Here is a 21,751-nt window from a genome sequence, read left to right as displayed (position 1 = left end):
AGAGGGGACATCCTGTAAGCCCATATTGCCACGCCTTAAGCCATGGTGGGGTGCTTTATGCCGGTGGCGGAGGCGGAGTTTGTCCGAGTAGTTCTGCCAGGAAAGACCCGGTGTCCTTGTGCCTCGCAAACAGGCCCCCGGTGAGGGCTTCCGTTCCCCTCAAGGGCTCACGGGTGGGTACTCGTTGGAGCCGTCCATGGCCCGGTACATCGAAGATGACCGAGTCCCAGCTTGCACCGACCACGTCCTTGCTGAAGCTGCTGACGCAGCGGCCGCGGAAGTATGCGCGCGTGTCCGACGGCGGCTCCGTCATCGCCCGGGCGATGGTTTCGTCGGCGACGATCCGGTCCATCCGGCCTCGTGCAAGCATCCGGTAGTAAAGCCCCTTTTCGGGCCTGACGTCTGCCCACTGAAGGTCCACAAGGCCCAGCCTGGCGTCGTTCCATTGCAGTCCATCCCGCTGCCGGTAGCCTTCCAGCAAGGAAAGCTTGGCAAGCCACTCCACGGACGAGGCAGCAGCCGTCCGGTCACTGTCGAGATTCGTCAGCGTCGCAGCCCAGCGTTCCAGGAGGGCGTGGGTGTGTCCGTCGCCGTCCACGGAATCAGCCACCCCGGTGTCCTGGGCGAGCTTGGCTGCGGCCTCGTGGTACATCCACTGCAGGTCCAAAGCCGTTACGCGGCGGCCATCGAGAAGCCTGAGGGTTGCGGTCAGGGACGTGTCATGGCTAACGGCCTGGAGGGCCGCGACCGGCTCGTGGACCTCAACGCGGGGGGCAAGTCCGGCCTCGATCAGGCTGAGCACCATGGCCGTGGTGCCGAACTTCAGGTAGTTGGCGGCCTGGCTGAGGTTCGCGTCTCCGATGATCACATGAAGGCGGCGGTATTTGTCGGCCGTGGCATGCGGTTCGTCACGGGTGTTGATGATCGGACGGCGGATGGTCGTCTCCAGACCAACCTCAGCCTCGAAGAAATCCGCCCGCTGGCTGATCTGGTAGCCCGGCCGCGAGCTGTCCTGTCCGAGGCCCACGCGGCCGGCACCGCACATGATCTGACGCGTGATGAAGAAAGGCGTGAGTCCCCGGACGATGTCGCCAAAGGGCACCGCCCGCGGCATGAGGTAATTCTCGTGCGAGCCGTAGGACACCGACTTGTTGTCCGTATTGTTCTTGTACAGGTTCACCGGCGGAAGCTGCGGATCGGCGGCCATGCGGCGTACCGCCGAAAGTGCCACCAGGTCTCCTGCAGCGTCCCAGGCAACCGCGTCAAGCGGATTCGTCACCTCCGGGCTGGAATATTCCGGATGCGCGTGGTCCACGTACAGGCGCGCGCCATTGCCCAACACCATGTTCATCAGGAGCGAGCCGGTTTCGTCTTCGCCGTCCTGCTCCAGTTCTTCGCGTCCGTAGGCCAGCGCCACAGCTTCGGCGTCGAGGACCGGGGGCTGGTCCGTCAGCTGGCTTGGGTCGGCCTGGTTGCGTTCGAGGGTCCAGCCCCGGGCGTCATGCAGGGGTTCCTCGTCCGTGTAGTCCCACCGTGTTTCCGCCCCGCCTGCAGCGCGCTGGCGGGTCAGCTGGGCATAGGCCTGAATTACCCGGGCGGACATCATCGTGGCGTTGGCGCCCGGCGCCGACGGAGCGTGGATGCCGTATTCGGTTTCCGAACCCATCACCCGCATGGCCCCGCCCGCCGGGAGCGGGGCGCCGGGAACCCCGGCGCTGCGCGGCGTCACAGGTACTGGCCCGTGCTGGGCATTGTCTCGATGGATTTCCCGGGTTCCTGTCCTGCCTTGCCCTGGACGATCGTGCGGATATAGGTGATGCGTTCACCCTTCTTGCCGGAGATCCGCGCCCAGTCATCCGGGTTGGTGGTGTTGGGCATATCCTCATGTTCACGGAATTCATCGACGACGGCCCGCAGCAGGTGGTCGATGCGAAGACCCTTTTGCTGTGTGGTCAGAAGATCCTTGATGGCGTACTTCTTGGCACGGTCAACCACGTTCTGCACCACGGCGCCGGAGTTGAAGTCCTTGAAGTACAGCATCTCGGTATCGCCGTTGGCGTACGTCACTTCGAGGTACTCGTTGGATTTCTCGGTGGAGTACATTGCCTCAACGGTGCGCTGGATCATGGCGTCGACGGTCGCCTGGACGTCGCCGCTGTGTTCGGCGAGGTCGGACTCGTGGAACGGAAGGTCCGTGGTGATGTACTTGTAGAAGATATCGGCGGCGGCTTCTGCATCCGGCCGCTGGATCTTGACCTTGACGTCCAGCCGGCCCGGGCGCAGGATGGCCGGGTCGATCATGTCCTCACGGTTGGACGCGCCGATGACAATCACGTTGTCCAGGCGCTCGACGCCGTCGATCTCGCTCAGGAGCTGGGGGACGATGGTCGTTTCCACGTCCGAGGAGATGCCGGTGCCGCGCGTGCGGAACAACGAATCCATCTCGTCGAAGAACACAACAACCGGGCTGCCGTCCGAGGCCTTTTCCCGTGCACGCGAGAAGATCAGGCGGATGTGCCGCTCGGTCTCGCCGACGTACTTGTCCAGGAGCTCCGGGCCCTTGATATTAAGGAAGTAGCTCTTCAGGTCCACGTTCCCGGTGCGCTCGGCGGCCCGGGCAGCAAGCGAATTGGCCACAGCCTTGGCGATCAGCGTCTTGCCGCATCCCGGCGGGCCGTAAAGGAGGATCCCCTTGGGGGCCTTCAGGCCGTGTTCGCGGTAGAGGTCCGGGTGCAGGAACGGCAGCTCGACGGCATCCCGGATCTGTTCGATCTGCGGGCCCAGGCCGCCGATGTCCTCATACGTGATGTCCGGGACCTCTTCGAGCACAAGGTTCTCCACCTCCGAGCGCGGAACCTTCTCGAGGGCATACCCCGTCCGCGAGTCGATGGAGAGGGCGTCGCCCACGCGGAGCTTCTCCGACATCAGCGCCCCGGAAAGGCGGATGACCCGTTCCTCGTCAGCGCGTCCCACGACCAAGGCACGGTCGGTCCCCAGCATCTCCTTGAGCGTGACCAGTTCCCCGGCGCGTTCGTAGCCGAGGCCCGCCACCACCAGCAGTGCTTCGTTGAGGAGGACTTCCTGCCCCACGGCAAGCTGATTCATGTTTACCAGCGGGCTCACGCCGACGCGCATTTTGCGGCCGGCGTTGAAGATGTCCACCGATTCTTCCGTGGCGGCCTGCCCGCTGTTGCCGGCTGTGGGCTGCCGCTTGGGGTTCAGCTGCAGAATGGTCCCAAAGCTGTAGGGCGGCTGGCCTTCCTGGTCCAGGGCGTTCTTGAGGCGCAGGATTTCCGCCTTGGCGGTTTCCAGCATGCCCACCAGTTTTGAGTTGTTCTGCGTCGCGGCGGCAAGCTGGCGGTCTATGTGCCGCAGCTTGTCCCGGAGGATGTTCACCTGACGGTCCGCAACTGAGAGTTCGTTGGCTACGTAGCGGGCACTCTCAGGGTCCGGTGCCCCTGCGGCCTCGTCCGGTGTCCGTGAGGAGTCGTTGTTCGGAGTCTCCATCATGCATCAGCCCCTTCCTGCGCTTCTATTAAGACCTTAGCCCCAAGAAGCCGGGTACTGCTGGAGACATCCGAAATACGGACTAGTTCGTGACCTCCGGGTCGTCCTTGACGTGGGTTCCGGCGATGGCATCTCGTGCAGCGCGGCGGAGTTTCTTGTCGGAGACGAGCCGCTCTCCTACAGCGCCGGGAGTCCAGGCGTTGACGTCGTCCTCGTTGAAGTCCGTCTTGGACGGCCGGCGTTTTACCGAGATGCCGGTGACGCCGTCCGCGAGCCTGCGGGTGACCAGCAGGAATCCAGTGTGGGCCACCATGCGGTGGTCCGGCCTGACGGCAAGGCCCTCCAGGTGCCAGCCGCGGACCATGGATTCCCAGGCGTCGGGCTCAGTGAAGCGGCCATCGGCCCGAATTGCTTCCGCCGTCCTGGACAGCTGGGTCACGGTGGCAACGTAGTTGATCCACACGCCGCCCGGGGCGAGAACCGTGGCGACGGCGTCAAGGCATTCCCAGGGTGCCAGCATGTCCAGCACTACGCGGTCCACGGATCCGGGTGCTTCGCTGCGGACCACTTCCTCCTGGAAGTCCCCGAGGGAAATCTTCCACGCGGGGTGCGGTCCGCCGAAGATTGTTTCCACGTTGCCGCGGGCAATGTCCGCGAATTCCTCGCGCCGTTCAAAGGAGTGCAGATAGCCGTTGTCGCCGACTGCCCGCAGCAGCGAAATCGACAACGCACCTGACCCCACACCGGCTTCCACCACACGGGCGCCGGGGAAGATGTCCGCCATGGTGACGATCTGGCCGGCGTCCTTGGGGTAGACCACGGCAGCCCCGCGGGGCATGGAGAGTACGAAGTCCGAGAGCAGCGGACGGAGCGTCTGGTACTGCTGCCCCACGTTGTTGGTCACGACGGATCCATCGGCCTGCCCAATGATTTCATCATGGTTAAGGAAGCCCCGGTGGGTGTGGAACGCTCCCCCGGCCTCCAGTGTGATGGTGTTCATCCGGCCGCGCTCGTCAGTCAGCTGCACACGCTCGCCTTCGCGGAACGGACCCCGGCGGCGGGCGGCACCCACGGGTACTACCCCGGTGGTGCCGGCGGCGTCTGCGGTGTCGTCCCGCGTGATGTTGTTGGCGGCAGTTTCGCTGCTCATGGAATATTCCTCGCTTTTGTAAACCTGGGTGGCCACGCATCAGTACGGCCGGGCACCAGTTGCGGGCCCGAGCAGCGGTATTTCACGACCGGCAGGTAACTCTACCGGTTCTGCGCCTTGGCGCGCCCGCCGCGGCGCATTTCTTTGCCTGTAATGGCGGTCACCACGGCCTGCTGGCGGAGCAGACCGGTCACCTTTCCGTGGTGGTCCACCACGGCATACTCGTGGCCCTCAAGCTGAGCAAGGTACTGCACCAGCTCCTGGCCCTGGGACCATTCGGGCACGTAGGCGCCGGCGCTGAGGGCGTGCGCCACTGCGGTGGCGGGGGTTGTTGCTGCGGCACCTGCGGGAACGGAGGCGGCGGCGACATCGGAGACTATTCCGGCCGGACGTCCGTCCGATCCGCAGAGAACGATGGCAGGGGTGCCTTGCGGAGCAAGCCGCAGAACGTCGGCCACGGTGGAGGATTCGGGTATTCCGACCGCTGGTTCCGCGAGGGCCGCTGCGTTGACAAGGTGCAGCCGGCTGCGAAGCCTTCCGTGCTGGATGGAGGCCGACGCCCCCATCCACAGGAAGCTGCCCACCAGCACGGTGATGAGCATCAGTGAAACGTCGGGGCGGTCGCCGCGCGCCAGCGGAAGCAGGACGAACCAGACCGCAAGGGCAATGACAATGATGCGCCCTGCCCAGCCGGCGGCCACGGTGCCTTTTTCCTGGCTTCCGGTGGCTTTCCAGACAGCGGACTCAACGAGGCGGCCGCCGTCGAGCGGCAGCCCAGGAAGGACGTTGAAGATGCCGATGAGCAGGTTCGCCCAGACAAAGATGTTGGACAGGATTCCCGCCACGCCGGAGGGATCCGTTGCCAGGATGAACAGCCAGCCGGCACCGGCCAGTGCCAGGTTCGCAGCAGGCCCGGCCATCGCCACCAGCACCGAGCGTCCGGGCGTTGCGGTGAAGCCCTCGAACTGCGTGTGGCCGCCCCAGAGGTTGAGCACGATTTTCTCGGTGGGCCAGTGGAAGATCTTGGCCGTCAGGGCGTGGGCGAGCTCGTGGACAAGTACTGAGAGGAGCAGGAGCAGGGCATAAGCGAAGGCCACGTAGTAGGCCGTGATTCCCATGTCCGGGTACTGCCCCTCCAGCACGGGTCCGTACACAATCACGGTGAACGCAGCAATGATGAACCACGAATACGCCAGGACTACCCTGATACCCGCGATGCGGCCCAGCGATATGCCTTCCCTGCGGCCATTGGCAACCTTCGGGTCGCTGCCGCCCGCCGGGTCAGTCAAGGCCGTGGCTCCGGAATGCTGCATCTTCCAGGCCGATGTCCCCTACAGCGAATTCGCTGCGCCGGGCCACCAACTGCTGCAGGTCGGCCACGGTGCGGCCTTCGAGGGAGTGCCAGGTGGCCCGGGCCGGATCGTCCGGTAGCGGAACGATGTGCGGGATCGCCACGGTCGCCACTCCTGCGGCCATGGCGGCAGCAACGCCGGGCGCCGAATCTTCGAGCGCAACGCAGTCGGCGATAGTCAGTGCGGAATCTCCTTGCTGGAGCAGTTCGACTGCTTTGAGGTAGGCCTCCGGGTGGGGCTTTCCGTTGGTGACGGTGTCGCCGGTGACCAGGAACTCGAAGTAGGGCTTCGGCAGTGCCGCGACGACCTCACGTGCAAGCGGCCCTTCGGACATGGTCACGAGGGCGCATCGGATGCCTGCCTCATGGAGCTGGTCCAGCAGTTCACGCGCCCCCGGGCGCCAGGGAACGGACTTGCGGACTTTACTGACGACCCGGGCCGTCAGTGAGTCGATGATCTCCCGGGCCTCAAGCTTGACTCCGGCCTTTTGGAGAACCCCTGCCGAGAAGACCAGGGATTGTCCCACCAGCTGCATGGCCTGCGCGTGGGACCACTGTCCGCCGTGGGCGGCAACGAGCGCATGCTCAGCTTCGATCCAGTACGGTTCAGTGTCGACGATAGTGCCATCCATGTCCCATAAAGCGGCTTTGAGAAGTGGCTGGGAGGCTGAGGATCGCATAGCTCCAAGTCTACGGTGCGCCCCTCGGGAGGCGGCGTGCACTACGCCCTCGGCGAATATCAGGCGGCGGGATGTTGTGTTGCAGCGGTGCGGCTGCGACCTGCGCAAGATTTGTGGCGCTTCATTCCATGCACCCGGCGGGGTCTTGGACGTAGGGTGAAGAAATGAATAGCTTCGACGGAGACACCAGCGAACCGGGTGCCACGCCCGAGCCGGAGCGGCTGCTGCAGCCCGTGCCAGAAGGCCAGCGCATCACGGTGATGCTCGCCGCCTTTGAAGGCTGGAATGATGCCGGCGAAGCGGCGAGCGACGCTTTGCGTTACCTGAACAAACTATGGGGCGGCAAAAAGGTGGCATCGATTGATGCCGACGAGTACTACGACTTCCAGTTCACACGACCAACCATCCGCCGGACGTCCTCCGGGGAACGCAAAATCAAATGGCCGTCCACGCGGATTTACAAAGCCAGCGCCCCGGACGCGAATGTCGATGTGATCTTCGTCCAGGGCACGGAGCCGTCCTATAAGTGGAGGGCCTATACCGCTGAACTGCTGGTCCATGCCGAGGCCCTGCACGTGGACTACGTCATCCTGGTGGGCGCCCTGCTCGCGGATGTTCCCCACAGCCGTCCCATCCCGGTGAGCACGTCCACGGACGATAGCGCCCTCCGGGAGCGCATGAACCTTGAGGCCTCGCAGTACGAGGGACCGGTGGGGATTGTCGGCGTACTTTCGGAAGTGGCGCTGCTGGCCGGCCTGCCTACAGTGTCCCTCTGGGCGGCCGTTCCGCACTATGTCGCGCAGGCCCCCTCCCCCAAGGCCCAGCTCGCCCTTCTTCATAAGATTGAGGAGTTGCTCCAGGTGCCGCTTGACACGCACGAACTGGCGGAAGAAGCAGACGCCTGGGAACGCGGTGTGGATGAGCTTGCCACCGAGGACCCGGAAATTGCAGCGTACGTGCGGCAGTTGGAGGAAGCCAAGGACACCGCTGACCTTCCGGAGGCCAGCGGCGAGTCCATTGCGCGCGAGTTCGAGCGCTACCTCAAACGCCGCGGCAAGGACAAGCAGTAGGGCGCAGTTTTAAACAGGGAGCGGTCCCCGGCGAATTTCGCCGGGGACCGCGCCCTGTTGCAAAAGAGTTAGAGTTCGACGCCGAGCAGGGCATTGACGGCGTCACTGACCAGCGCCTGGTCCATCGGCGAGCCGGCCCCTGCCTGCTGCTTTGCGGCGACGGCCCAGCGGTCCACGGCAGCGAGGGCGCCCGGGGCGTTCAGGTCGTTGGCCAGTTCGCTCCGCATCTCGGCGATAAGTGTGGCGGCTGACTCCCCCGGAGCCATAGTGAGGGCGTCCCGCCACTCGGCAAGCCTTGTCTTTGCTTGCGCGAAGCCTGCCTCTGTCCAGGACCAGTCCGTGCGGTAATGGTGGGCGAGGATTGCCAGGCGGATGGCCGCGGGTTCCTCGCCGGCAGCCCGGAGTTTGGACACGAGCACCAGGTTTCCCTTGGATTTGCTCATCTTTTCGCCGTCGAGGCCCACCATCCCGGCGTGGGCGAAATGCCGTGCCAGGGGAACGCCGGTCAGCGAGTATGCGTGTCCCGCGCCCATCTCGTGGTGCGGGAAGATGAGGTCGGATCCTCCGCCTTGAACGGTGAAGGGTGCCGGCAGGTACTTCTGTGCAATGACCGTGCACTCAATGTGCCAGCCTGGCCGGCCTGAACCCAGTTCGCCGCCCGCCCAGCTGGGTTCGCCGTCGCGGGCCACGCGCCAAAGCAGCGGATCCAGGGCCTGCCGCTTGCCACGGCGGCCCGGGTCGCCACCGCGTTCGGCGAAGAGTTCCAGCATCTCGGTTTCGGAGAGCCCGGACACTGATCCCAGGGTCCAGGCGTCCTTGGCCTCCGCGGAGTGCTTGCTGGCGGCCTCGACGTCGTAGTAGACGTCGCCGTCCGGCTCACCGGGAGTGCCGGTAACGCGGTATGCAAGGCCGAGGTGCAGGAGGCGTTCAATGGCGGGAACGATTTCCGGGATGGATTCGACCGCACCGACGTAGTGGTCCGGCGCCAGGACGTTAAGGGCAGCCATGTCGGTCTGGAAGAGTTCGATCTGGCTTGCGGCAAGGTCGCGCCAGTCAACGCCTGTTGCCGTGGCCCGCTCGAGAAGGGGGTCGTCGACGTCGGTGACGTTCTGGACATAGGCAACGCGCTGGCCGCCGTCCCGCCACGCCCGGTTCAGCAGGTCAAAAGCGACATAGCTGGCCGCGTGCCCCATATGGGTTGCGTCATACGGGGTGATTCCGCAGACATATAGTGATTGTTCACCCGTGGCATCGAGGGTGCTGTAAGCCCCCGCGGCGGTGTCGAAAATCCGAACGGCGGGCATGCGGCCCGGGAGCTGAGGGACAGGGCGGGAGATCCAGGATTTCACAGGCCAAGCCTAGTGCTAGGCGCTGATGACATTGAAACCGAGCAGCAAGTACAGTGCCAGCCCAAGGAAAATCCGGTACCAGACGAAGAGCCGGTAGCTGCGGGTGGAGACAAACTTCAGGAACCAGCCGATGATGACGTAGCCAACAACGAAGGCGATCAGAGTGGCCAGCGCCGTTTCCGGCAAGCCGTAGGGCCCCGTGATGCCGTCCTTGGACATCACCTTGTACAGCTGGTACAGCCCGCTGCCGAACACGGCCGGAATGGCCAGCAGGAACGAATACCGGGCTGCGGCTTCACGGGTGTACCCCATCAGCAGGCCGGCCGTGATGGTTCCACCTGACCGCGACACGCCGGGGATGAGGGCCATGGCCTGGGCGAACCCGTAAAAGATGCCGTGCTTGTAGGTCAACCTCGTCAGCTCGCGCTCCTGGCGGCCCACCGCATCTGCCACGGCGAGGATCAGGCCGAAGACTATGAGCATGGTGGCTACGATCCAGAGGCTGCGAAGGACGGATTCAATCTGGTCCTGGAAGATCAGGCCGAGGACGATGATGGGGAGGCTCCCCAGAATCACGAGCCAGCCCATTCGGGCATCCGGGTCGTCCGTCGGCACGCGCCGCGTCAACGTGCCGGCCCAGGCCTTGACGATCCTGACAATGTCCCGCCAGAAGTAAACGATTACCGCTGTCTCGGTTCCGAGCTGGGTGATGGCTGTAAAGGCCGCGCCCGGATCCGCTGCATTTGGCAGGAATGATCCGACGATGCGCAGGTGGGCGCTAGAGGAAATCGGGAGGAATTCGGTCAGCCCTTGGACAAGACCCAGCAGGGCCGCTTCAAACCAGTTCACGTTTATAGACCCTACGTCATGAAGCATGGTGAATCCCCGTAAGCTAACTGCTATGCAGCAGCGTTATGTCGGCAACAGTGGGTTGCGCGTGTCCTCACTCTCCCTTGGAACGATGTCGTGGGCACGGGAGACGGATGAGCAGGATGCCTCCGAACTGCTCAGGTCGTTCGTTGACGCCGGCGGGACGTTGATAGACACCGCTGCCTCCTACGCCGATGGCCAGGCGGAGGCCCTCCTGGGGTCCCTGCTGGGTGACGTCGTCTCCCGCTCGGAAGTGGTGATTTCCACCAAGGCAGGAATTTCGACGTCGGACGGCCGGCGCAGCGTCGATACCTCACGTAACGGCATGCTCTCCGGACTTGATGCCAGCCTTGCCCGGCTCGGCACCGACTATGTCGACGTCTGGTTTGCGCAGGCCTGGGACGCGAATGTCCCCCTGGAGGAGACGTTGTCAGCCCTGGAGTTCGCGGTACGCACGGGACGCGCCCGCTATGCGGGAGTGTCGAATTTCACAGGGTGGCAGGCGGCCAAGGCCGCCGCCGTGGCCGGCTTCCCGCTCGTGGCGAGCCAGACGGAATACTCGTTGCTGCAGCGGAAGCCTGAATCAGAGCTCATCCCGGCCATCGAGGACGCGGGCCTGGGACTGTTTGCCTGGGCGCCCCTGGGCCGCGGAGTGCTCACCGGGAAGTACCGCGGGCACATCCCGGCGGATTCCCGGGCGGCACAGAAGCGCCTGGCCGGCTACGTTGAGCCCTACCTGGAGGAGCCGGCGTCCAGGATCGTGGAGGCGGTTGCGATGGCCGCGCGGGGACTGGGCCGGTCATCAATCGATGTTGCCCTGAGCTGGCTGCTGTCGCAGCACGGAGTGGCGACCGCGATCGTGGGGGCCAGGTCTCCCGTGCAGCTCAAGGAGATCCTGGATTCGCAGCTGACACACGTGCCTGCGGAAATCGCGCGGGCGCTGGAAGACGTTTCCGCGGTGGATTGAAGTTACGGAGGAAGCAGGCTGTCGGGCCCCTGAATCGTGGCACCCGGAACCTGACTAATCGTCGACGATCTCCAAGTCTTCGTCGTCCTCGGCTTCTTCTTCTTCGTCTTCGTCGTCCACGTCGTCGATGACTTCAAGCGGGGTGACCTCGCCGTAGGCCTCATAAAGGGAATCGTCGTAGACTTCGAAAGCATCAGCAACGGCAAAGAACGCCGCTTCGACGGTTGGGTCTCCTTCGCCCCGCCGTGCGGAGGCTGCGATCAGGTGTTCTTCCAGGGCTGTGGTCAGGGACTGAAGCGCGACACGCGGATCGATGCTCATGACTTCACGTTAGCCGGAAAAGGACGAAAATGGAGAGCAATGAAAGAACATTTTCTGAGCAGTTCAGTCCAGCGGGAGCGGGACTATGCGAGGCAGTACGAGTATCTGGTACTGACGGTCGGCCCTGAGGATTCCCTTCCGGAAGCGCGTCGGCGCCTTGTTGAGCATTCCGAATACGGCAAGTGGGAACTGGAACGCAGCCGGCTTTACGTAGGCGGAGGCAGGCGCTTCTGGTTGCGCCGCAAAGTCATCCAGGTGCAGCGCACGGTCTAGCCTGCTAGTGCGTGTCCAGCGGTCCCAGCCAGGCATTGGCCACGGTGTTGTGCGCGGACTCGTCATCCGAGGGGTGGAACATCCCGGCGAGCACGTCCCGGTACAACCGCTCCAGTTCGGATCCCCGAAAGTAGCTGGAACCCCCTGAGACCCGGATAGCCAGGTCCACAACCGTACGCGCGGTCTCCGTGGCCCTGACCTTGAGGCCCACCAGCCGTGGGAACCACTGGCCGCCGTGGTCCACCAGGCCATCAACGTCACGCGAGAGCTCTGCCAGCTGGGGATACAAGGCATCCATTGCCATGGCGGCTTCCGCCACCTTCCAACGGATATCCGGGTCCTGGGCGTAACTGCGTCCATCGTTCTTGAAGGATGTCCGGCGTTTGACGGCCTCGACGCCCAGGGCCAGCGCCCGCTCGCCGAGCCCGGTGTAAACGGCAGCCAACAAGGTCTCGAAACATGCGAAGATCGCGAAGATCATCGGGTCCGTGTTTGGGCCCACCGGCAGTTTTCGGAAGATCCGGTCCGCTGGCACCAGGGCACCGTCCAGGACCGTGGTGTTTGACTGGCTCGCACGCATGCCCAGGGTGTCCCAGTCTTCCAGGATGTCGTAGCCGGCGGACTCCCTGCCGAGGAAGCCGTGCACCAGCTCCCCCTCGCCGTCCCTGGCTGAACCGTCCTTGCCGAAGATGCCGAGCCTTGTCCAGGCCGGGGACAGGCTGGTGAAGATTTTCCGCCCGGTGAAGCTGTAGCTCCCGTCCGCCTGCGGGGCTGCGACGGTCCGGGAATCGAACAGCACCGAATCGTTGCCGGCTTCAGAGTTCCCGAAGGCGAAGATCTCCCCCTCCGCCGCCTCCCGGAGGACAAAGTCCAGGGAGGAATCGCCGCGGGCGGCGAGGACATGTGCGACGCCGGTCCATACCAAATGCATGTTGATCGCCAACGCGGTGGCCGGGGCCGCCGTCGCCAGCCTCCTTTGCAGCTGGGCTGCCGCGGCGAGGCCGAGGCCCAGGCCGCCGTCGGACGCCGGCACAAAGATCTTGAGGTAGCCGGCAGCGGCGAGTTCTTCCAGGTCCTCAGTGAAGAACCCGTTCTCCCGGTCATAGCGGGCGGCACGGCCGCGGATACGGTCCAGCAGGGGGTCGGTGAGGATCTGTTCCGGTGTCATGACCTGGCTTTCGTGGCTGCTGTGGCTTTCGGCTGCGGAGGGACTCAGTAGTTGGTCAGGAGCCTGTCCAGAACCCTGGCCCCGAACTTGAGGGAATCCGCGGGCACCCGCTCGTCCACACCGTGGAACATGCCGGTGAAATCAAGTTCATCCGGGAGCTGCAGCGGGGCGAAGCCGTATCCGGTGATGCCCAGCCGGCTCAGGGACTTGTTGTCCGTGCCGCCTGACAGAGTATAGGGAAGTACCTTGGCGCCGGGGTCCTCGGAGTGCAGGGCGTCGATCATGGAATCCACCAGGTTCCCGGCAAACGGCACCTCAAGCGACACGTCGTTGTGGACATAGGAAACGTCGACGCCGGTACCTGCGAGCTCCTTGACGATCTCCAGTACCTGCTGCTCCTGGCCCGGAAGCGTGCGGCAATCCACCAGAGCCTCAGCCGACTCGGGAATGACGTTGTGCTTGTAGCCGCCTTTGAGGAGGGTGGGGTTGGTGGTGTTCTGAAGCGTGGCTCCCACGAACCGTGCAACGGTTCCGAGCTCTTTGAGAAGCTTCTCCGGATCGTCAGGATCGAATTCCACCCCCGTGAGTTCCGTCACGCCGTCAAGGAACCGCCTGGTGGTGGGTGTCAGTTCAACGGGCCACTGGTACTCGCCAATGCGGGACACTGCGCTGGCGAGGCGCGTCACGGCATTGTCGGTGTTGATCTGCGAGCCGTGGCCCGCGCGGCCGTGGGCCACCAGCCGCAGCCACGACAGTCCCTTCTCTGCGGTCTGCAGGAGGTAGGTCCGTTGTCCGCCGATGGTGGCGGAGAAGCCGCCGACTTCCGAAATGGCCTCTGTGGCGCCGTCGAACAGTTCGCGCCGGTTTTCGACTGCGTACCGGGCTCCGTAGGTGCCGCCCGCCTCCTCGTCGGCGAAAAACGCAAAGATCAGGTCCCGCTTGGGCTTGCGCCCGGTCCGGGCAAAGTTCCGCATGACAGCGAGGATCATGGCGTCCATGTCCTTCATGTCCACGGCTCCGCGGCCCCAGATCAGGCCGTCCTTGAGTTCGGCTCCGAAGGGATCGACTGACCACTGATCCCGGAGGGCAGGCACGACGTCGAGATGCCCGTGGACCACCAGGGCGCTGGCGGAGGGGTCCTCCCCCGCAATCCGGGTGACCACGTTGGCCCGGCCCGGCGCCGATTCGAAAATCTCTGCGTCCAGCCCCACTTCGGTGATGAGGCCGGCGGTGTATTCCGCAGCCGCGCGCTCCCCGGGACCTGTTCCGTCGCCGTAGTTCGAAGTGTCTATCCGGATCAGTTCCTGGCAGATCCTGACAACTTCATCCTCGGGGCGTACTTCAGTCATGTTTCACTCCTCGTGAGGGCCGCGCGATTGTTGGTTTCAGCCTACCCACAAGCCCCCTCCAACCCTCGATTATTTGTTTCCCGAAAAGTCGTGCTAGAGTCTTTCTCGCTGCTTCGGAGAAATCCAAAACGCTGAAAGGCGGAAACGATCTCCGAATTACCACCTGCGCGGGTGGCGGAATGGCAGACGCGCTAGCTTGAGGTGCTAGTCCTCGAAAGGGGGTGGGGGTTCAAGTCCCCCTCCGCGCACAACTGAAAGCCCCAGGAATCCACGGATTCCTGGGGCTTTTTCTGTGTCGGCCCACGCTGCGGGCGCCGTCCCCGCGGTCCCCCGCACTGGGGCTGACAACGCGGTGACGCACTAGCCGTCCGACCGGCATCAGGAGCTGCTGCCTTTACGCCATCGTTCGCTGTAGCTGCTAGCCCATTCCTGCTGGTCCGGCCCAGGCTCCCGGCGCGCCGGATCCGCCACCACCGCGATCATCGTCTTTACCGCAGCGCGTACAGCGCTTGTAGAGACTGCCATCGTCGGTGTGCTCGACGTGCCATTCGTGGCGGATGTCCAATTTGCAAAGCAGAGCGTGGATCATGGCAATCTCCGATCTGAATCGCCGCGCCCCATCACTCCAATGATGGCCCATTAGAACTCGACGCCGCGCACGAGGTTGATGAGTTGATCCTTCGTCTGCTCGGCCGAAGGCCCCGTCGGAGAGATCAGGACCTGCGCGTTGAATGTCGCGAGGTTCTGGCCCCTGACCACCATGACGGACAGGATCGTGATCGGCACATCGCTGGCGGGGCGGAGGGACTTCGGGCCGGCGGATTCGGTGCTCATGGTGAAGGACGCCCTGTCCCCGACGCCGTCGATCGGTTCGCCGTGAATGCCGGGGCCGGCCAGCGCCGGCGCCGCGCCCTCCAGGACGTCAACGGAGAAGACAAGGGAGTCCGGGCCCGGGGTGCCCAGGTCGCCGAACGTGTAGCGGCAACTGACCTCACGCGGTAGGACCTGCGGCTGGGTCTTCGCCCCGAACGCCTCCCTGACCTGATCGGTACTGATCAGGGCACACACCGCGTTGTTCGTCGTTGCCTGCGGGCCCACTGGGGGTGCCGCAGGGACGCTGAGTGCGGTGCCGTTGCCCCAGCCGGCATCCACTGCAGCCTGCGAGAGCGCGCGGGCCATAGCGTCGCCGTCCGGGACGGCAGACCCGGCCATGGGCGGTGACGCCACGTAGGGCATCTCGAGGGTCTCGGTACCCCGGACAGCCGTCAGGACGACATTCGCGGACGCCCCGCCCGTCTCACCGCGGAAATACCCCGTCCACTGCAGGCATGCGAAGTCGCCGATTCCTGTGACGGGTGAGCAGTCGGATGTCGATTTTGCTTTGGAGATGTCCGCTGCTGATGCCGGAGATATGAGGGCCACAGACAGCGCCGTCAGACCCTTATCGGACTTGCTCGAATAGGTGCACACGTACGCTTTGCTTCCCATCGGCCTGTCGGGGGTGTTTTGGCCAACAGGCACAAGCCCGGGTGCAGCCTTCGCTGCAATCTCCGGGGTAATGAGTTCGCATGCCGGGCTGCCCATGCCTGATGACGGGCCGACCGACGACGACGGCCCACTTTGGGGCCCGGGCTGACCGCATGCGGAGAGGAACAGGGCCAGCACGGCCACGAGCGTTCCGCCACGTCGAGAAGGCCAGGAGGGGTGACTGGGCATGGGGTTCCTTTCCGAGCCCGCCTGGCGCCGGGGCAACCACTCATCAGTGTGGCGCCACTAGGGCGCTGCGCCCCAGAGGCGAAAGTACCGGGCGGCACATCCCCCGGGATCACGCGCAGGCGGCCAGGATGCCTTGGATCGCGTCATGTTCGGGCTGGGTCACCCATAGCTTGTACTTTGCCTTCACTGCGGTCATCCGGGCCGTGTATTCGCACCGGAAACCTTTGTTAGGCGGGAGCCAGGTGGCCGCATCTTTGTCACCCTTGGCCGAGTTTGCCGGCCCGTCGGCCGCCATGAGGTTCAACGGATCGTTGGCAAGCTGCTTTCGCTGTTCTTCGGTGATCTGCTGGGCGCCGGTCTGCCATGCCAGGGAGAGCGGAACGATGTGGTCTATCTGGACCGCTGAGCTGGTCTCCGCGCCGCGAACGAACCGGATCGTCTTGCCGGTGTACTTGTCAGCCAGCGTCCCGTCGGCCACAACGCAGTCGTGGGTGCCCGGTTTGAAGGTCTCGCCGGTCAGGTCGCGGGCCAGGATGTCGTTCCGTGTGTCGCAGCCATTGTGGTCCACGTCAGCCCAGGCGGGGCCGAACTGTTCGCGGCTGTAGCCGGTTTTCGGTGCGCGGCCCTTCACCGGAATGGCCGCAAGCCGGGCCAACGCGGCTGAAACCTCATCCGGGTTCCCCGCCGGCTGCGGGGCTGGCTTGCCTGCGCCTACGGACGGTACAGCGCTGCGGACGGCTTCAGCGACGGCAGTCCCGGCCGACTCAACGGCCCCGCAACCGGCAAGGCCTCCCAACAGAAGTACGGCGGTCACAATGGTCAGTGCTTTGGAACTACGGCGCGGAATCGTCATGTCCTTCATTGATGCGGAAGTTGCAGCTCAGGTTATCGCCGTCGCAGGCACTGGTGCTGCAGGCCTAGTGATGGCGCCGGTCACAGCTGTCCGGGTGCGCGCCGCAAGGCCGGCCTCGCGCAAAACGGCATGGGCCTACTAGGGTTCGTCGTGTCCAGAGCGGCTGCCGTACAAATAGGCGAGATCGTTGAGCGTCTGCATCGTCAGCCCGCGCGCTTGGGCAATAAGCGCCATCCGCTCCGGATCCCCGGCTGAGTCGCCCGTGCCCCGCAGCAGCGACGCCGTCGAATCGGACTCATTGGCGCCAAGCGCCTTCAGGTACTCAAGCTGCAAACGGCTGCTGACGCCGTCGGCCTTTGACTGAACGTCTCTGACCGCCAGAAGCGCGAAGGCAACGTGTCGCCGCTCAGCCCACAGACCCGCCCTGAGTGCAAGCCGGAACAGTCCGTCCAGCTCCACGCCCGCCGGTGCCTTTGCCTTACCGGCGTAAACCTCGGCGGCCAGGCCTGACCGTGAATCTGCCCACCGGTAACCGACAGGCACGATGCGCCCTTTCCGGGACCGGTAAGTGGCCGAGACGTCTAACAGCGCCCGCCCGTTGGCCCCGGGTCTATGGTCCAACGCAATGTCGCTCAGTTTCTCCTGCCGGCAGGCTGAAATGAACTCCTGCACGTCCCTATCCCACAGCCGGTCCGTAACGCTGCTCTCCATGTTCTGCACCCCCGAAATAACGGTACCGGCCAAAGGTGCACCGGCTCAGGAGACTCGCTGCTGCGGCAGTTCAAATGCCGGCCACACGACAGGCCAAGGCCTAGGCTGACTATGTGAAGTTGTCCCCGGTCCCGCTTGAAGCAGCAGTGTCGGCCCCTGCCGAATGGTGGCAGATTGTTGCCGCGCTTGGCCCCCTGGCGGTCCTGGCCGGCGCCGTCCTGGCCGCGTTCATTGGGTGGCGGACACTGCGGCAAAAAGCCGTGGCGGACGCTCAGGCTCTGAGGCAAAGAACCCGGGCTGATGACCGCGCCGAGTGGTGGAAGCGCACACAGTGGGCGTTGGACAAAGCCTTGGAGGCAGATGAGGATGCAAAAGCCCTTGGCCTGGCGTCCCTGGCGGTCCTGGCCCGGAGCGATCTTGCCCGTGAAGAAGAACTGGAACTGCTGGACATCGCGTGGCAATCTGTGACGGAGGCCAACGGCGGCGAAGGAACGTGGGACGAGGACGTCGAAGCCGTGGACTCCGCGGACCCAATCGGCGACAATGGAACCACGAGTACGGACCGAACGGAGGAGGGAAGGCCATGAGCACCAGCACACCGGAGCAGAAGAAATCCCGGACGCCCCGTCACGTCTCCGCGTCGCGCGGCCGGCAACTAACCCCGTCCGAGCACAGGGTCCAGGTCGCCGCAGCAAAGCTGCGTGTGGCGCTCGACGAACGTTTGGGCCGCCCCACTCCGGCTGAGACCAAGGCGCTCTCCGAGGAAGACCTCTAGGCTAAAGCCCGGAAACCCGGCAACGGCAAAGAAAACCCGGGCAACGGAAGACCACATCTCAAGGAAAGGCCCCGCATAAGCGGGGCCTTTGCCTACCCTGGTCCAGGTTCGCCTAGACCTTCTCGGGAGTGCGGTCAACCACCGGTTCTGAGCCCGTAAACTTCCGTTCCCGGCGCGGGAAAGCCCAGAACTTGAAGTCCTTGGCCTCCACCCGGGGTTCGGGCTGCTTTTCCGGTTCCCGAGACTCTTCTTTCCGAATGTCCCTCCGGAATTCCTTGTTATACGGATAGCACATCACTGACCTCCTCATAGTGAATGCCCTTTAATCCTCCTCTCAATTTCCACGCAGGTCGATCATTTTTGGATCGGAAAGTGAGAGGTGTCGTTCGGCCCAAGACATCGGCGGGGGTTGCACCATAGATTGAACAACTACAGGTGCGCTTGAGGGCGGGCAGAGCCCTCAAGTAACCGTGGGATGAGGAACAGGCAGGCAGCATTTCCAGTTCGGATGAGGGGCAAACGTACATGGCGAAGACAAAGGGTGTGGCAACACGGCTGGCCGAAGCGCTGGCCATCGTCCTCGGTACGGAAGGGATCCCGCTAAGGTTGCGGGCCTGGGATGGGACGGAGGCCGGCCCGGACGACGCCCCTGTGATTGAGTTCCGTTCCCGCCGGGCCTTGCGCCGCATGCTTTGGTCGCCCGGGCAGCTCGGCCTCAGCCGGGCATATGTGGCCGGGGACATCGACGCGCCGGGTGACATTTTCGCCAGCTTCGCCGCGCTGAGCTCGGCAGGAAAGTTCGCCGAGCACGGTCCATTTCCTCCTTTGACCGCCAAGGAATTGTGGACATTGCTCAGAACCGCGATCCGGGTCGGCGCGATCGGCCCGAATCCTGCTCCGCCTCCGGAGGAATCCAAGGTGCATCGACAGGGCCGGCGCCATTCGAAGAGCCGCGACGCGGCTGCGATCTCGCACCACTACGACGTCGGCAACGATTTCTACGCCCTGGTTCTTGGCCCGTCAATGGTCTACTCGTGCGCTGTCTGGAACGAGAAAACGGACACAGATGATGACCAGGCCAACAGCCTCGAGGCCGCCCAGGAAGCCAAAATCGACCTGGTCTGCCGCAAACTGGGGTTGCAGCCCGGCATGCGCGTACTGGACGTCGGCTGCGGCTGGGGCAGCTTCGCGCTTCACGCGGCCCAGCGCTTCGGCGTGGACGTCGTTGGCGTAACACTTTCGAATGAACAGGCAGGGCTGGCGCGCAAGCGCGTGGCCGACGCGGGCCTGACGGATCGCGTGGACATCCGGGTCCAGGACTACCGCGACGTGGACGACGGACCGTTCGATGCGATCAGCTCCATCGGCATGTCCGAACACGTCGGCCGCGAGCAGATCTCCCGTTACGTCTCCCAGCTCCACAACCTGCTGCGGCCCGGCGGCAGGCTGCTTAACCACGCCATCTCGTGGAACGCGGGCCCAACGAGCCCGGACCCTGATTCTTTCATACCCCGGTACGTCTTCCCCGACGGCGAAATGCTCAGCCTTGCGGACATGATCGGTGCGCTGGAGTCCGGCGGGCTCGAAGTGCTCGACGTCGAGGCGCTGCGGCAGCACTACGCCCTGACCCTTCGCGCCTGGGTGCGTAACCTGGAGGAGCACTGGGATGACGCCGTGCACACCAGCAGCCCCGGACGGGCGCGCGTGTGGCGGCTCTACATGGCCGCGAGTGCGCTGGGCTTCGAGAACGGACTGACAGGCGTCAACCAGGTGCTCGTCCAGCGCCCTGGCGGGACCGAACCCCCGCTGCGGCGGCACGCATGGATGTGATGGTCCTGCACGCCGCTGACGATGCCCCGTCTGGGGGCCTTACGAATGACTGAGCAGATAGGCATTATTGGAGGCGGCATCGTCGGAATCGCGATTGCACGCGCCCTCAGCAGTCGCGGGCCGGCGGACGTCACAGTCCTGGAAAAGGAGCAGCGGGTTGCCGCGCACCAGACGGGGCATAACTCCGGTGTGGTGCACGCGGGTCTCTATTACGCCCCGGGATCACTGAAAGCCATGCTGTGCCAACGCGGCCGGGTGCTTACGCGGGACTACTGCCGGGAGAGGAACCTGCCGTACCGGGAACTGGGCAAGCTTGTCGTTGCCGTTACAGAGGATGAACTTCCGGCCCTTGCAGACATTGAAAGCCGCTCGGTCGCAAACGGCGTGCCCGGGCTGCGCCGGCTCGGTGCCGACGCGATGCGCGAGGTGGAGCCCCACGTCGCCGGCGTGGCAGCACTCCACTCACCGCATACCGCCGTCGTCGACTTTGCTGCCATCACGGAGTCCATGGCCGAGGATATCCGGGCTGCAGGCGGGCGGATCATGCTGGGCCACGAAGCCGTGTCCATCACTGCCGAACGCGGCAAAGTGCTTGTCACCACCAGCCACGCCGAATTCACCTTCGATCGACTGATCGCCTGCGCCGGGCTACAGTCCGACGTCGTTGCCGGACTTGCGGGCGCTTCTCCGGCGCCCAGGATCCTCCCCTTCCGCGGGGAGTACTGGGACCTGTCAGCCGCGAAACAACACTTTGTCAGGGGCATGATTTACCCCGTGCCTGATCCCCGCTTCCCCTTCCTGGGCGTCCACTTCACCCGCGGCGTCTACGACACCATCCACGTGGGGCCAAACGCCGTGCCTGCCCTGGCCCGGGAGGGCTATCGCTGGAGCAAAGTGTCCTTCCAGGACACTGCTGCGTCGATCATGTGGCCCGGCGCGATGGCGCTGGCCCGGAGACACTGGCGGATGGGCGCGCAGGAGATCGCCGCCTCCCTGATCAAGCCGCTGTATTTCCGGCAGGCACGCAGGTTCATCCCCGAACTTCACATGGACGACCTGACGGCGAAGACCGCCGCCGGCGTCCGCGCGCAGGCATGGTCACTGGACGGCAGCCTCCTCGACGACTTTGCGATCGAGGAGATGGGACCGGTGACCCTCCTGCGGAACGCCCCCTCCCCGGCGGCGACCTCCGCGATGGCGATCGCGGACTATGTGCTGGAGCATCATGTCCTCCCCCGCAGATGACGCCCTGAAGGGACTGCGTGGTTGATGGACAATGACGCCGGGTCCGGTTAGATTGACGCCGGGGCAGCTTTCCCGGTGAAATGCCGGGGAAGATTGCAGCCGGCCGGCTGCGCTGAGTACTGCACCGCCGGGGGAGCCAATGACCAACAGCACCGAGGCCAACGTCTGCGTGGGCCATATACGCGAGGGAGTATCGCGCATCACCCTGCGACCCGGCGCCCGGGTCACGGAAGAGGACGGGATCCGCACCCGGGAACAGCTGCTGGCCTTGACCGGCGGCGCCCGCGGCGGGGTTCTGCTGGACATCACGGGTGTGGGCTCAGTCAGCCGTGAAGCGATCCGTGTCTACAGCTCTGCAGCGACTGTCAGTGCCTTCGCCATCCTGGGCAGCACCCCCGTGGACCGCGTCATCGCGCATGGACTGCTTGGGCTGCCCCTGCCGGCCTGCCCAAGTGAATACTTCACGGACGAGGACGAAGCACTGAACTGGCTTCAATCCGTCACCGGATGACCTGCCCCGTCAGAGAACCGGCGGGTCCGTCCCGTCATTACCCTGAAAGAATGGG

Annotated in this window: 21 protein-coding genes and 1 tRNA gene; 9 read left to right on the top strand and 13 right to left on the bottom strand. The window is 64.6% G+C overall.

What is annotated here, in order from left to right:
* Positions 1-55 precede the first annotated feature (55 nt).
* The 5 genes from dop to JOE41_RS00760 form a co-directional block, all read right to left on the bottom strand.
* Positions 56-1,675 (bottom strand): depupylase/deamidase Dop, encoded by a 1,620-nt coding sequence (dop, locus tag JOE41_RS00780; RefSeq protein ID WP_209753493.1) that lies wholly within the window; start codon positions 1,673-1,675, stop codon positions 56-58.
* Between the two features lie 50 nt (positions 1,676-1,725).
* Positions 1,726-3,507: a proteasome ATPase gene (gene arc, locus JOE41_RS00775; RefSeq protein ID WP_043430712.1), complete on the bottom strand. Its 1,782-nt coding sequence runs from the start codon at positions 3,505-3,507 to the stop codon at positions 1,726-1,728.
* Positions 3,508-3,589: 82 nt separating this feature from the next.
* Positions 3,590-4,657, bottom strand: a complete 1,068-nt coding sequence (locus JOE41_RS00770) for a tRNA (adenine-N1)-methyltransferase (RefSeq protein WP_011692018.1) — start codon at positions 4,655-4,657, stop codon at positions 3,590-3,592.
* 101 nt (positions 4,658-4,758) lie between these two features.
* Positions 4,759-5,970 carry a site-2 protease family protein gene (locus tag JOE41_RS00765; protein WP_011692017.1) on the bottom strand — a complete coding sequence of 404 codons (1,212 nt, stop codon included), beginning with the start codon at positions 5,968-5,970 and terminating at the stop codon, positions 4,759-4,761.
* Entirely contained in the window at positions 5,939-6,688 is a 750-nt protein-coding gene (locus JOE41_RS00760) for an HAD family phosphatase (protein ID WP_083812691.1), read from the bottom strand. The genes JOE41_RS00765 and JOE41_RS00760 overlap by 32 nt, the downstream gene beginning before the upstream one ends.
* A 164-nt stretch (positions 6,689-6,852) precedes the next feature.
* Here JOE41_RS00760 and JOE41_RS00755 point away from each other — a divergent pair, with 164 nt between their 5' ends.
* Positions 6,853-7,758, top strand: coding sequence for a PAC2 family protein (locus JOE41_RS00755; RefSeq protein WP_011692015.1), 906 nt, complete (start codon positions 6,853-6,855; stop codon positions 7,756-7,758).
* 68 nt (positions 7,759-7,826) lie between these two features.
* Here the strand turns inward: JOE41_RS00755 and mshC are convergent, their stop codons facing one another.
* Positions 7,827-9,107 carry a cysteine--1-D-myo-inosityl 2-amino-2-deoxy-alpha-D-glucopyranoside ligase gene (mshC, locus tag JOE41_RS00750; protein ID WP_209750367.1) on the bottom strand — a complete coding sequence of 427 codons (1,281 nt, stop codon included), beginning with the start codon at positions 9,105-9,107 and terminating at the stop codon, positions 7,827-7,829.
* A gap of 15 nt (positions 9,108-9,122) precedes the next feature.
* Complete coding sequence (locus tag JOE41_RS00745) at positions 9,123-9,956, bottom strand: undecaprenyl-diphosphate phosphatase (protein ID WP_043429776.1); 834 nt, start codon at positions 9,954-9,956, stop codon at positions 9,123-9,125.
* Between the two features lie 52 nt (positions 9,957-10,008).
* On the opposite strand from JOE41_RS00745, the gene JOE41_RS00740 reads away from it, so the two are divergent.
* Positions 10,009-10,944 carry an aldo/keto reductase gene (locus tag JOE41_RS00740; protein WP_011692012.1) on the top strand — a complete coding sequence of 312 codons (936 nt, stop codon included), beginning with the start codon at positions 10,009-10,011 and terminating at the stop codon, positions 10,942-10,944.
* Positions 10,945-10,998: 54 nt separating this feature from the next.
* Here JOE41_RS00740 and JOE41_RS00735 read toward each other — a convergent pair whose 3' ends face one another.
* Complete coding sequence (locus JOE41_RS00735) at positions 10,999-11,265, bottom strand: hypothetical protein (protein WP_011692011.1); 267 nt, start codon at positions 11,263-11,265, stop codon at positions 10,999-11,001.
* 39 nt (positions 11,266-11,304) lie between these two features.
* Between JOE41_RS00735 and JOE41_RS00730 the strand changes: the two genes are divergently transcribed.
* Positions 11,305-11,538, top strand: coding sequence for a DUF5703 family protein (locus tag JOE41_RS00730; protein WP_011692010.1), 234 nt, complete (start codon positions 11,305-11,307; stop codon positions 11,536-11,538).
* Positions 11,539-11,542: 4 nt separating this feature from the next.
* Here the strand turns inward: JOE41_RS00730 and JOE41_RS00725 are convergent, their stop codons facing one another.
* Together JOE41_RS00725 and JOE41_RS00720 are read right to left on the bottom strand one after the other, a co-directional pair.
* Positions 11,543-12,706 (bottom strand): acyl-CoA dehydrogenase family protein, encoded by a 1,164-nt coding sequence (locus JOE41_RS00725; RefSeq protein WP_011692009.1) that lies wholly within the window; start codon positions 12,704-12,706, stop codon positions 11,543-11,545.
* A gap of 44 nt (positions 12,707-12,750) precedes the next feature.
* Positions 12,751-14,055: a M20/M25/M40 family metallo-hydrolase gene (locus JOE41_RS00720; RefSeq protein ID WP_209750366.1), complete on the bottom strand. Its 1,305-nt coding sequence runs from the start codon at positions 14,053-14,055 to the stop codon at positions 12,751-12,753.
* Positions 14,056-14,220: 165 nt separating this feature from the next.
* On the opposite strand from JOE41_RS00720, the gene JOE41_RS00715 reads away from it, so the two are divergent.
* Positions 14,221-14,303, top strand: a tRNA-Leu gene (locus JOE41_RS00715).
* Between the two features lie 391 nt (positions 14,304-14,694).
* Here JOE41_RS00715 and JOE41_RS00710 read toward each other — a convergent pair.
* The 3 genes from JOE41_RS00710 to JOE41_RS00700 form a co-directional block, all read right to left on the bottom strand.
* Complete coding sequence (locus JOE41_RS00710; RefSeq protein WP_209750365.1) at positions 14,695-15,771, bottom strand: hypothetical protein; 1,077 nt, start codon at positions 15,769-15,771, stop codon at positions 14,695-14,697.
* Positions 15,772-15,880: 109 nt separating this feature from the next.
* Positions 15,881-16,633, bottom strand: coding sequence for an HNH endonuclease family protein (locus JOE41_RS00705; protein ID WP_011692006.1), 753 nt, complete (start codon positions 16,631-16,633; stop codon positions 15,881-15,883).
* 129 nt (positions 16,634-16,762) lie between these two features.
* The gene (locus JOE41_RS00700; RefSeq protein WP_209750364.1) at positions 16,763-17,335 is read right to left on the bottom strand and encodes a hypothetical protein; all 573 of its coding nucleotides are present in this window, start codon (positions 17,333-17,335) and stop codon (positions 16,763-16,765) included.
* 113 nt (positions 17,336-17,448) lie between these two features.
* Here JOE41_RS00700 and JOE41_RS00695 point away from each other — a divergent pair, with 113 nt between their 5' ends.
* The 5 genes from JOE41_RS00695 (at position 17,449) to JOE41_RS00675 (ending at position 21,696) form a co-directional block, all read left to right on the top strand.
* Positions 17,449-17,922 carry a hypothetical protein gene (locus JOE41_RS00695; RefSeq protein WP_209750363.1) on the top strand — a complete coding sequence of 158 codons (474 nt, stop codon included), beginning with the start codon at positions 17,449-17,451 and terminating at the stop codon, positions 17,920-17,922.
* Entirely contained in the window at positions 17,919-18,110 is a 192-nt protein-coding gene (locus JOE41_RS00690; protein ID WP_011694000.1) for a hypothetical protein, read from the top strand. Before JOE41_RS00695 ends, JOE41_RS00690 begins: the two co-directional genes overlap by 4 nt.
* A gap of 525 nt (positions 18,111-18,635) precedes the next feature.
* Entirely contained in the window at positions 18,636-19,940 is a 1,305-nt protein-coding gene (locus tag JOE41_RS00685; protein ID WP_209750362.1) for a class I SAM-dependent methyltransferase, read from the top strand.
* Between the two features lie 45 nt (positions 19,941-19,985).
* Positions 19,986-21,185 (top strand): L-2-hydroxyglutarate oxidase, encoded by a 1,200-nt coding sequence (gene lhgO / locus JOE41_RS00680; protein ID WP_011692002.1) that lies wholly within the window; start codon positions 19,986-19,988, stop codon positions 21,183-21,185.
* 139 nt (positions 21,186-21,324) lie between these two features.
* Positions 21,325-21,696, top strand: a complete 372-nt coding sequence (locus tag JOE41_RS00675; RefSeq protein WP_011692001.1) for an STAS/SEC14 domain-containing protein — start codon at positions 21,325-21,327, stop codon at positions 21,694-21,696.
* Positions 21,697-21,751: the final 55 nt, after the last annotated feature.

The sequence above is a fragment of the Arthrobacter sp. PvP103 genome (assembly GCF_017833075.1).
In the GTDB taxonomy this organism is placed as follows: domain Bacteria; phylum Actinomycetota; class Actinomycetes; order Actinomycetales; family Micrococcaceae; genus Arthrobacter.
The sequence above is the reverse complement of the archived record's forward strand: the minus strand, read 5'-3'. Positions and strand labels throughout refer to the sequence as shown.